This is a genomic window from Streptomyces sp. NPDC031379 (assembly GCF_055569615.1).
On sequence record NZ_JBVIIT010000010.1, the window covers coordinates 281,689 to 293,008 of the forward strand.

Here is an 11,320-nt window from a genome sequence, read left to right on the forward strand (position 1 = left end):
CGCGCACCGCTGTCCCCACGCACCCCCACCACGAAGGGATCAGCACATGCACAGCAGCACCGCCAGACACGTCAGGAGCATGCCGGCCGTCGGGGCGGTCGTCGCCCTCGCCGCCGGCATGCTCGTCACCGTCGCCCCCGCCGCGCACGCGGCCTCGGGCGCCACGCTCCCCTTCACCTCCGTGGAGGCCGAGTCGGCGACGACGAACGGCACGAGGATCGGCCCCGACCACACCCAGGGCACGCTCGCCTCCGAGGCCTCCGGCCGGCAGGCCGTGCGGCTGACGTCCGGACAGCGCGTGGAGTTCACCGTGCCGCGCGCCTCCAACGCCGTGAACCTCGCCTACAGCGTCCCGGACGGCCAGTCCGGCTCGCTGAACGTGTACGTCAACGGCACCAGGCTGGCCAGGACCATCCCGGTGACCTCGAAGTACTCGTACGTCGACACCGGCTGGATCGCCGGCGCCAAGACGCACCACTTCTTCGACGACGCCCGGCTGCTGCTGGGACAGAACGTCCAGGCCGGCGACAGGATCGCCGTCGAGTCGACCGGCACCCAGATCACGGTCGACGTCGCCGACTTCGAGCAGGTCGCCGCAGCCGCCGCCCAGCCCGCCGGCTCGGTCTCCGTCGTCTCCAAGGGCGCCGACCCCAGCGGCAACGGCGACTCCACCCAGGCCTTCCGGGACGCCATCGCCGCCGCCCGGGGCGGCACGGTCTGGATCCCGCCGGGCGACTACCGCATCACGTCCTCCCTCAGCGGTGTGCAGAACGTGACCCTCCAGGGCGCGGGCAGCTGGTACTCGGTCGTGCACGCCTCCCGCTTCATCGACCAGTCCAGCTCCTCCGGGAACGTCCGCATCAAGGACTTCGCGGTCATCGGCGAGGTCACCGAGCGCGTCGACTCCAGCCCGGACAACTTCGTCAACGGCTCCCTCGGCCCGAACTCGTCCGTCTCCGGCATGTGGATCCAGCACCTCAAGGTCGGCCTGTGGCTCACCGGCAACAACGACAACCTGGTGGTGGAGAACAGCCGCATCCTCGACACCACCGCCGACGGCCTCAACCTCAACGGCACGGCCAAGGGCGTCCGCGTCCGCAACAACTTCCTGCGCAACCAGGGCGACGACTCCCTCGCCATGTGGTCGCTGAACTCACCGGACACGAACTCCAGCTTCGAGAACAACACCATCTCGCAGCCCAACCTCGCCAACGGCATCGCCATCTACGGCGGTACCGACATCGCCGTGAAGAACAACCTGATCTCCGACACCAACGCCCTCGGCAGCGGTATCGCGATCTCCAACCAGAAGTTCCTCGACCCCTTCCACCCGCTGTCCGGCACCATCACGGTCGACGGCAACACGCTGGTGCGCACCGGAGCGATCAACCCCAACTGGGACCATCCGATGGGTGCGTTGCGCGTCGACTCCTACGACAGCGCGATCGACGCGACCGTGAACATCACCAACACGACGATCATCGACAGCCCGTACAGCGCCTTCGAGTTCGTCTCCGGCGGCGGGCAGGGCCACCCGGTGCGCAACGTCAACGTGGCCGGCGCGACCGTGCGCAACACCGGCACGGTCGTGGTCCAGGCCGAGACGCCGGGCGCGGCCACCTTCAAGAACGTCACCGCCACCCAGCTCGGCGCCGCCGGGGTCTACAACTGCCCGTATCCGGCGAACGCCGGCTCCTTCGCCCTCACCGACGGCGGCGGCAACTCCGGCTGGTCCAGCACCTGGACGGACTGCTCCACCTGGCCCCGGCCCGGCCAGGGCGACCCCGAGCCCGACCCGGGCCGCAACCTCGCCAAGGGCCGCCCGGCCACCGCCACCGGCTCCCAGGACGTCTACACGCCGGGCAGGGCGGTCGACGGCGACGCGAACACCTACTGGGAGTCGGCGAACAACGCCTTCCCGCAGTCCTGGACGGTCGATCTCGGCTCCTCCTACGCCGTGCGCCGCCTGGTGCTGAAGCTGCCGCCGTCCGCGGCCTGGGGCGCCCGTACCCAGACCGTCACCGTGCTCGGCAGCACCGACGGCTCGAACTACTCCACCGTCGTCGGCTCCCAGGGCTACCGCTTCGACCCGGCCACCGGCAACGCGGCCACCGTCTCCCTGCCCGCCGGCACCGGTCTGCGCCATCTCCGCCTGAGCGTCAGCGGCAACACGGGCTGGCCGGCCGGGCAGCTCAGCGAGGTGGAGGCGTACCTGACGCCCTGAGCGGCCCCCGCCCCGACCCGCACCGGTCGCCGCCGCGTCCCGGATCAGTGGATCCGGGACGCGGCGGTCCTGGCCAGGGCCAGCGTCCGGGAGCGGTCCGGTGCCGTAGGGCTGCCCGCGTCACCGAGCACGATCAGGGTCCGTCCCACGACCACCAGGACCAGGTTCTCCTGGACGGTGAAGGTCCCGGTGGTCGCGGTGACCGTGGCGTGCCACGACGCGTCGCCGATCCGCGCCGTGCCCCGCGGCACCACCCGCTCCGTCCCGGTGGTTCCGTCGCTCCAGCCGATGGAGAACTCGACGCAGCCGGCCAGCGTGCGCACCGCCCGCCGCAGCTCCTGACGCGCCCCGGTCCCCGGCAGCCCGCGTAGCACCTGCTGGAGGAACGGTCCGCTCCGGCTCTGCGCGAAGGTGGCTCTGGCCTCGACCGCGCCGGGGCGGTCACTGCCGTAGGACTCCAGTGCGTTGAGCGCCGTGAGGCATCCGGGGCGGTCGGAGCGAGTCGGAGGCTCGTCGCGCAGCACGGTCCTCGCATAGCCGGTCGGCAACTGGGCCGTGGTGAGCAGGGCCGCGGACAGCGCGGCGGCGCCGGGAGCGGACGGCACGGCGGTCGGGAACGGCTGCGTCGGCGGCGCGGCGTCCTGACGGTGGTCCGTGTCACAGCCGGTGAGGGCGGTACCGGCCAGCACCGCCGTCACGACCGCCACGGCGGAGGGCCGCCGCCGTGGCCGGGGGCGGGCGGTCGGCGCGGCGGATCTCCGGCTCATGTGTGCCTCCTGGGCGTGGGCGGACGGTGGAGCGCGGCCGGTCAGCGGCCGTAACGGAAGTACAGGTCGCAGCGCAGGGCGGAGGCGGCCAGAGCGTGTCCGTCGACGGGCCCCGACGGGTTTTGCAGCAGCACGGCGGAGGCGGCCCGCAGTACGGGATCGTCGGGACCGCCGAGCAACTCGGCCGTGGCCGAACGGCTTTGCGGGTTGCTCCACAGGGCTGTCCCGCCCAGGGACAGCGCCCGGCAGACGAGGGCGGTGTCCGCGCGCAGGGCGGCCGTCCGCGACTCCTCGGGCGGCAGCAGCGGCAGCTGCTCCAAGGGGACGATCCGGTCACCACCGCCGGAGACCGCGGGGCGCGACGGGGACACGGACGTGTCCGCGTCCCCGGAGGGCCCCGGCAGGCCCGGTTCCGCCGGGGGACCGGTGGCGGACACGGCAGGCGAGGCCTCGGCCGGGCCGCCGCCGAAGGCCGCCCAGCCGGCCCCGGACGCGATCACCAGCGTGGCGGCGGCCAGCGGTACCCAGAGCCGCAACCCGCCCTCGGCTTCCGGACCCCGCAGCCTCGCCCAGCCCGCGGGGGCCACGGGCAGCAGCGCCCCGACGACGGTCGTCACCACCCCCGTCACCCACCAGGGCGCGTCGATCACGGCCCAGCGGATGTCCGGGGCGGCCCCGGCCGCCGACAACCGGGCGAACAGGAACCAACTGCCGAGCGGCACGGCCAGGAGGAGCCCGGACAGCCCGACCGCCGCCGCACACGCGGGTGCCGAACGGGGACCGTCCACCGACGCCCCGAGGGCGCGGGCCAGGGTCGTGGTCCACAGGCCGAACAGCGCCCCGCCGACCAGGAGCGCCAGGACCAGGGCCGGAAGCTGCGCGTGCGGCACACGGGCCAGGGAGAGCGCCGTGGCCAGCCCGTCCACCGTGGGGGTGTCCCGTACCCAGTCACCGGTGGCCCGTCCGGCGAGCTGGCTGCCCAGGAGCACACCGAGACCGAGCGCGGCTCCGGCCCGCGCCGAGCGCCGGCCGGAGGCGTCCCGGTGGTCCACGGCGACGGCCCGCCACCACGCCACGGTCACCACCCCGGCCACCGCCCAGCCGGTGAGCAACCCGGTCACCGTGTAGGCGAGTCGGGTGTGCGCGGGCATCAGGGCCGCCACCAGCAGGGCGAGGTCGGTGAAGACGAGGCCCGCGGCGACTCCCGTGGTGAGGCATTCCGGGACCGACAGGCCCCAGGAGCGCGCCGGCCGGCCGAGAACGGCGAGCCGCGTCGCGGGTGTGGGGTGTGTGGCCAGGCCCAGGGCGCGCACCAGGCGCTCGACGCGGCGCGGTGGGAGGGCCGAGCCGATGTACGCGGCGGTCGCGCCCTTCGGCGCCCGTGGATCCGCCGCCGCGGCCAGGTCCGCGTCGTGCTCCCGGACGCGCAGCACGGCGCACAGGGTGAGCAGCACCACGGCCAGGACGATCGCCATCCGCACCAGCAGGCCGGTCCCCAGCAGGCCGGAGTCGCGGGCCAGCGCGAAGGCCATCGGCAGGGTCACGCCGAGCAGCAGGAGCCACCAGGCCGCGACGGCCAGCCGTACCCGGCCCACGTCCCGCAGCCGCAGATGGGCCAGTTCGTGGCGGAACAGCGCGTCCACGCGCCGGTCGTCCAGCGCGAAGACGTGGGAGTCGGCCACGATCAGAGGCCGGCGGACGGTCCCCGACGCACGCGCCCGGACCCCGACGCGCCGGCCGCGCACCCACAGCACCGGCCGGGGCCCTGATCCGTCGGGCAGCACGGCGGCCAGGCGCTCGGCGAGCGGGGAGGAGAGGTCCGGCACGGCCCGCCACCGCCACAGGCCGAGCCGGTGTCCGGCGGCTCGGCAGAGCACCGCGAGGGCCAGCAGCGCGAGCGGTCCGCACACCACGACCGCCGACTGCGCGAGCCGTACGTCGTCCACGCAGCCGGTGAACCGGGCGAGAACCTCGTCGGGCGCGGCACCGGCACCGGCACCGGCGCCGGGCAGGCAGGCGAGTTGGGCCTCCGGCCAGTTGTCCCGGCCCAGGACCAGCCACCACCAGGCGGCGAACGAGGCACCGGCACCGGCCACGAGGACCAGCAGAGCCAGCCGGGTGGTGGTCGGCAACGGAAGCGGACTGGAAACCAGCGCGCCGGCGACAGCACGCCGTTCAGTGACGCCGGTGCCGGTGCCGGTGCCGGTGCCGGTGCCGGTGGCAGTGCTGGTGCCGGGGGCGGACGGTATCGGGGACGGGGACGGAACGGGGTCTCCGGGCACGGCGTTCACGACGGCGCCGGATGCACGACGTCGGCAACACCACCCGCCTCCGTCCGGAGCCCCGCCCCCGCAACCGGTGCCGGCCCGGTCCTCGATCCTGCCGCAGGCCCGGTCCGAGGCCCTTGCTCCGGTCGGGTTTCCGGGCCCCCGTCCGGCCGTGTCGCAGGCCCGGTCCGAGGCCCTTGCTCCGGTCCGGTTTCCGGTCCACCGCCCGGCCCTGGCTCCGCAATCCGGCCTGGTTCCGGGTCCGTCCCCGTCCCCGGGTCCGTCCCCGGCTCCTGGGCCGTCCCCGGCTCCGATTCCGCACCGGCTTCCGGTGCGCCCGTCCCCGGCTCCGGTTCCGCACCGGCCTCCGGTGCCGGGTCAGTGCCCGGCACCGGTGCCCCGCCGCTCGGCGGATCCGTGTTCGCCCGTACGACGGCCACGACGATGACCTGGGCGCAGGTGTCGGCCTGGGCCACGGACAGACCGGCGGCACGGCCCTGGGCCACGGCCCAGTCCGCGAGTTCCTGGCGGGTGACCTCGGACAGTTGCGGGACGGCCCCGGTCAGTGCCGCCCGTCTGCCCTCGGCTCCGGCCCCGCGCCGCCGTGCCCACCAGCGCTTCAGCCGGGTCCCGCCCGCCTGGACGCGCCCGGAGGCGAGGTCGGCGAGGACCTGTGAGACCACCGCCACGAGAACCGGCAGCACCACCGCCGATTCGACGCCGATGCCCAGCGGGTCCCCGGCGGGCCGGTGCAGGGGCTGCGGGGGATGGGGCCGCGCGGCGTACGCACGGCAGGTCGCGTCCAGTTTCTCCAGTTCGGCCGGAGCGACGCGGCGGACCACGTCGCGCAGAACATCCTGACCCGTGCGGTGGTACATCAGTTCCTCCCCTGAGGACGGACCGGCGGTGCACTGGTGCGGACGGGGATGACCCCGGCGTCCAGGCGGTTCAGGAGCGCCCGCCGCGACGGCGCCGGGTGACGCCGACGGTGACGGTGGTGGCGAAGACGAGGGCGGCCACGGCGACCGCCACGACGGCTGCGGTCGTCCCGGGGCCCGCGAGCACGTCCCCTCCGGAGCCGTCGGGCCGGGCCGACGGCGCGGGTGCGGCGGCCGACGGGGGAGAAGAGGACGGGGGAGAGGAGGACGGCGCGGTCGGCGTGGTGGCGGAAGGAGCGCCGGCCGGTGTCGCCGGTTCCGTCGGACCGTTCGCCGGCACCGTCACCGGGGTGGTGCCCGGCGTCGGTGCGGTCGCCCCGGCGACCACGGAGTAGGACGCCTTGCCGTCCATGAGGGTCACCGGGTCGACCGAGGTCGTGGGCTGGATCAGGCCCTGTGCGACGAACTGGAGGGTGGCCGGCGTCGGCACGTCGGAGGCCAGCGAGACGCGCAGGGGGACACGGGCCGCGTCACCCGCCGGAAGCGAGCCGGCGGACGGCGGTCCCGCGTCGGTGCCGAGGTAGCCGCTGAGTGCGGTCTCGCCCGGGGTCAACCGCACCGGGCGCCAGACGGACGGTCCGGCGTCGAACCACTCCACGGTGACCTGATCGGGTGTCAGCCGGTCGGCAGGCGGCGCGAGCCGGATGCCGACGGCCACGATGAAGCTGTCCGTGATGTCGGTGTCCAGCGTGTTGTGGAACGTGGCGTCGATGACCAGCGCGTCACCGCCCGGCACCACCTGCCCGGAGCCCGGCGTCAGTTCGGCGTAGGGAGCGGCCGGTTCCGCGGCGTACGCCGGCGTGGGGGAGAGGCCCAGCGCCACGAATGACGCCGCGCAGCTCAAGAGGGCCGCGCACAACGCTGTACGGCGCACGAGCACCAGCTCCCCCCGACACGCCCCCCGGCGCGCTCTCTGGCGTGATGCCGGAGAGTTTAAGGGATAATCCACCTTAAAGAGCAGTCACTTCATATTCGGTCAATAAAGAACAGAAGTGAATTCCTGGGCCCTCTGAGGTCTCTCAGTACGCGGTGGTGTCGGGGTCCACGACGACGTCGTACGACGGGGTGGACAGGGAGTGCAGCGGGGAATCGAGTTTCTCCGTGCGCAGGATGTAGGTGCCCTCGGTCAGATCCCCGATCGGCTGGTAGCGGCCGGTGAAGTCGGGCTCCGTGCCGGTCCAGTACCCCGACCCGAGGCTGTGTTTGAGGACCCATCCGTTCGGCTGGACGATCGCGGGGTACACCGGGCCGAGCGCGTCCTGTGTGAGGGTGAAGGACGCCCCGGCATGGGCGTTCGCGCCCGGCGCGGCGGACAGGGTGAAGGAGAAGTAGCGGACGTTGAACGGCGCACCCGAGGTCAGTGCCGGGCAGTCGCGGGCGGTCACGGGACCGTCCAGGACGCCGAGTTGCAGCGGATCGGTGAAGGTGCCGCTCCCGGTGAGGCTGCCGCAGTCCCGTTCCCCGTCCCCTTCCCCGGTGGGCGGTGCCTCCTCGGCGGCCGTGTCGTCCTCGCTCTCCGCCTCCGGGTCGTCGGAGGCCGTGCTCTCCTCGGTGGGCGTCTCCGCCACGGGTTCCCGGGTCGTGGGAGTCGGCTCCGACGAGGAGCCGGCGGCACTCGGCGTCGTCGCCGAGGCGGTGTCGGGCGCGGACTCGGAGACTTCCGCCGACGGGGACTGTGCCGTACCCGACCGGTCCTGCGGCGAGCCGCCGCAGCCGCTCGCCAGCAGCATCGCCCCGAGCACCAGCGCACACTCCGGCGCACACTTTCGGATCATGGTTCCCTCCCCCTCCCGCGCCGCCCGGAAGGGGCCGGCGGGGCGTCATGTGCGCGGGATATTACTGCTCTTCGACCCTTCGATCCCCCCATATCGGGACTTCTGCGAACCGGTGCCCGGCCGGCCGCCCGTGGTGCTCGGCACCGCACGGACCGCCGAGTTTCACACGGACGCCACCAGACCCTTCCCTGACGTTTGTTGCTCTTGGAACACTCGCTCCGCGCAGATTCCGTCATCTGACGGCGTCGCGCACGTCAGGACGAGAGGATCCTCACTCATGCCCGAAGTCAACCGGCGGCGATTCCTTCAGGTCGCGGGCGCCACCACGGCGTTCACGGCGCTGTCCAGCAGCATCCAGCGTGCGGCCGCCCTGCCCGCCCACTACCGCACGGGTTCGGTGGACGACGTCGAGCACATCGTCGTCCTGATGCAGGAGAACCGTTCCTTCGACCACTACTTCGGCTCGCTCAGGGGAGTCCGGGGCTTCGGCGACCCGCGCCCGGTCACGCAGAACGGCAGGTCCGTCTGGAAGCAGTCCGACGGTACGAAGGACATCCTCCCCTTCCACCCGGACGCCGACGACCTGGGTCTGGCCTTCCTCCAGGACCTGCCGCACGGCTGGAACGACGGGCATGTCGCCTTCAACCAGGGCCGGTACGACAAGTGGGTGCCCGCCAAGTCCTCGACGACGATGGCGTACCTGACCCGCAACGACATCCCGTTCCACTACGCGCTCGCCGACGCCTTCACCGTCTGCGACGCCTACCACTGCTCGTTCATAGGCTCCACCGACCCCAACCGCTACTACATGTGGACGGGCTACACCGGCAACGACGGCAAGGGCGGCGGCCCGGTCCTCGGCAACGACGAGGCGGGCTACGGCTGGACGACGTACCCCGAGCGCCTGGAGCAGGCCGGGGTCTCCTGGAAGATCTACCAGGACGTCGGCGACGGCCTCGACGCGAACGGCGGCTGGGGCTGGATCGACGACGCCTACCGCGGCAACTACGGCGACAACTCCCTGCTCTACTTCAACCAGTACCGGAACGCGGGGCCCGGCGACCCGCTGTACGACAAGGCCCGCACCGGCACCGACGCCCGCAAGGGCGAGGGCTTCTTCGATCAGCTGAAGGCCGACGTGAAGGCGGGCAGGCTGCCGCAGGTCTCCTGGATCGTCGCCCCGGAGGCCTTCACCGAGCATCCCAACTGGCCTGCCAACTACGGCGCCTGGTACGTCTCCCAGGTCCTGGACGCGCTCACCTCCGACCCCGACGTCTGGGGCAGGACCGCGCTGTTCATCACCTACGACGAGAACGACGGTTTCTTCGACCACGTCATCCCGCCCTTCCCGCCGGGCTCCGCCGCCCAGGGCAGGTCGACGGTGGACCCCGCGCTCGACCTGTTCAAGGGCGACGCCGGGCACGCCGCCGGCCCCTACGGGCTCGGCCAGCGCGTGCCGATGCTGGTCGTCTCGCCGTGGAGCAAGGGCGGCTACGTCTGCTCCGAGACCCTCGACCACACCTCGATCATCCGGTTCATCGAGCGCCGCTTCGGGGTGCACGAGCCGAACGTCTCGCCTTGGCGGCGCGCCGTCTGCGGCGACCTGACCAGCGCGTTCGACTTCTCCCGCAAGGACACCGCGCCGGTCGCGCTGCCGTCGACCGCCGGCTACCAGCCGCCGGACCACGATCGCCACCCCGACTACGTGCCCACCCCGCCCGCCAACCCGGCCCTGCCCAGGCAGGAGCGGGGCAGCCGACCCACCCGTCCGCTGAAGTACGCCCCCGTGGTGGACGGTTCGGCGGACACCGCCGCCGGGAAGTTCACGCTCACCTTCGCCTCGGGGGCGCAGGCGGGCGCGGCCTTCCTCGTCACCTCGAACAACCGCACCGACGGCCCCTGGACCTACACCACGGAGGCCGGCAAGACCCTCTCCGACACCTGGAACTCGGCCTACTCCGGCGGCTCCCACGACCTCGCCGTGCACGGCCCGAACGGCTTCCTGCGCGTCTTCAAGGGCCGGGGCAAGACCGCCGGGCCCGAGGTCACCGCCCGGCACGCCGGCGACCGCCTGGAGCTGACCTTCACCAACAAGGGTTCCGGCACGGTGCGGCTGAAGGTGGTGAACGGCTACGGCGGCAGCCCCTTCGCGGTGAGCGTACGGCCCGGGGCCGAGGTGCGGCGGACCGTCGACCTCTCGGCGAGCAAGCGCTGGTACGACCTGACCGTCACCTCGGAGGCCGACCCGGCCTTCCTGCGCGGCTTCGCCGGGCACGTCGAGAACGGGCTGCCCGGCGTGAGTGACCCGGCGATCGTCACGGGGTGAACAGGCGTTGAACACCGTTCCGTGCGGACTGGTCAGGTACCGGTCACATCAGGGTAGTGTGCCCCGGTGACCACGCAATCGAACACTCCTGCAGGCTGGTACCCGGATCCGCACGGAGCGGCTCAGACGCTCCGCTACTGGGACGGCGCGCAGTGGACCGAGCACACCAACCCGGCGCAGCAGGCCGCCGGGCAGGCTCCCCAGCAGCCGGCCGCCCACATTCCGCAGCAGCAGGCCCCCGACGCCAAGGTGCAGCGTCAGGTGCAGCAGCAGGCCGGCGTCGCGGCCGGCGGCCCCGGCGGCGGCACCCTCTTCACCGAGCCCGTCCTGGTCGTGAACCAGAAGGCCAAGCTCATCGAGCTGACCAACGAGTACAAGGTCATGGACCAGGGCGGCCGGGAGATCGGCTCGGTCACCCAGGTCGGGCAGGGCGTGCTGCGGAAGATCTTGCGGTTCGTCTCCAGCCTCGACCAGTTCCTCACCCACAAGCTGGAGATCCGTGACGCCTACGGCCAGCCGCAGCTGCTGCTGACCCGGCCCGCGAAGATCTTCAAGTCCCGGGTGGTCGTGACGCGTCCGGACGGCTCGCCGGTCGGCGAGATCGTCCAGAAGAACATGATCGGGAAGATCAACTTCGCGATGATGGCGAACGGCCAGCAGGTCGGCGCCATCAAGGCGGAGAACTGGCGGGCCTGGAACTTCGCGATCGTCGACCACGCGGACAACGAGGTCGCCCGGATCACCAAGACCTGGGAGGGCCTGGCCAAGACCCTGTTCACGACCGCGGACAACTACGTCCTGCAGATCCACTACCAACTGCCCGAGCCGCTGCTGAGCCTCGTGGTGGCGACGGCCCTGACCGTCGACACCGCCCTCAAGCAGGACGCGCGCGGCTGGGGCTGAGCCCACCGCGCCGGAGCAGCACGGCCGCGGGGGGGGGGGGGGGGGGGGGGGGGGGGGGGGGGGGGGGGGGGGGGGGGGGGGGGGGGGGGGGGGGGGGGGGGGGGGGGGGGGGGGGGGGGG

Annotated in this window: 8 protein-coding genes; 3 read left to right on the forward strand and 5 right to left on the reverse strand. The window is 73.0% G+C overall.

What is annotated here, in order from left to right:
* Positions 1–46: 46 nt before the first annotated feature.
* Entirely contained in the window at positions 47–2,224 is a 2,178-nt protein-coding gene (locus ACZ5CW_RS17390) for a galactose-binding domain-containing protein (protein WP_468602046.1), read from the forward strand.
* A 44-nt stretch (positions 2,225–2,268) separates the two neighbouring features.
* On the opposite strand, the gene ACZ5CW_RS17395 is transcribed toward ACZ5CW_RS17390, so the two are convergent.
* The 5 genes from ACZ5CW_RS17395 to ACZ5CW_RS17415 form a co-directional block, all read right to left on the reverse strand.
* Positions 2,269–2,991 (reverse strand): hypothetical protein, encoded by a 723-nt coding sequence (locus tag ACZ5CW_RS17395; protein WP_468602048.1) that lies wholly within the window; start codon positions 2,989–2,991, stop codon positions 2,269–2,271.
* Between the two features lie 41 nt (positions 2,992–3,032).
* Entirely contained in the window at positions 3,033–5,123 is a 2,091-nt protein-coding gene (locus ACZ5CW_RS17400; RefSeq protein ID WP_468602050.1) for a M48 family metalloprotease, read from the reverse strand.
* A 155-nt stretch (positions 5,124–5,278) separates the two neighbouring features.
* Positions 5,279–6,136 (reverse strand): hypothetical protein, encoded by an 858-nt coding sequence (locus ACZ5CW_RS17405; RefSeq protein WP_468602052.1) that lies wholly within the window; start codon positions 6,134–6,136, stop codon positions 5,279–5,281.
* Positions 6,137–6,206: 70 nt separating this feature from the next.
* A complete protein-coding gene (locus ACZ5CW_RS17410; protein WP_468602054.1) occupies positions 6,207–7,070 on the reverse strand; it encodes a hypothetical protein in 864 nt (287 codons plus the stop codon).
* Between the two features lie 145 nt (positions 7,071–7,215).
* On the reverse strand, positions 7,216–7,971 hold the full coding sequence (locus ACZ5CW_RS17415; RefSeq protein WP_468602056.1) for a hypothetical protein: 756 nt from the start codon (positions 7,969–7,971) through the stop codon (positions 7,216–7,218).
* A 277-nt stretch (positions 7,972–8,248) separates the two neighbouring features.
* Here ACZ5CW_RS17415 and ACZ5CW_RS17420 point away from each other — a divergent pair, with 277 nt between their 5' ends.
* On the forward strand, positions 8,249–10,297 hold the full coding sequence (locus tag ACZ5CW_RS17420; protein WP_468602058.1) for a phosphocholine-specific phospholipase C: 2,049 nt from the start codon (positions 8,249–8,251) through the stop codon (positions 10,295–10,297).
* 66 nt (positions 10,298–10,363) lie between these two features.
* Positions 10,364–11,200, forward strand: a complete 837-nt coding sequence (locus tag ACZ5CW_RS17425; protein ID WP_468602060.1) for an LURP-one-related family protein — start codon at positions 10,364–10,366, stop codon at positions 11,198–11,200.
* Positions 11,201–11,320: the final 120 nt, after the last annotated feature.

What these genes read in the sequence shown, in the direction of transcription:
- ACZ5CW_RS17415 (WP_468602056.1), bottom strand. Translation starts at nt 7,971, where the DNA reads ATGATCCGAAAGTGTGCGCCGGAGTGTGCGCTGGTGCTCGGGGCGATG.
- ACZ5CW_RS17390 (WP_468602046.1), top strand. Translation starts at nt 47, where the DNA reads ATGCACAGCAGCACCGCCAGACACGTCAGGAGCATGCCGGCCGTCGGG.
- ACZ5CW_RS17420 (WP_468602058.1), top strand. Translation starts at nt 8,249, where the DNA reads ATGCCCGAAGTCAACCGGCGGCGATTCCTTCAGGTCGCGGGCGCCACC.
- ACZ5CW_RS17395 (WP_468602048.1), bottom strand. Translation starts at nt 2,991, where the DNA reads ATGAGCCGGAGATCCGCCGCGCCGACCGCCCGCCCCCGGCCACGGCGG.
- ACZ5CW_RS17405 (WP_468602052.1), bottom strand. Translation starts at nt 6,136, where the DNA reads ATGTACCACCGCACGGGTCAGGATGTTCTGCGCGACGTGGTCCGCCGC.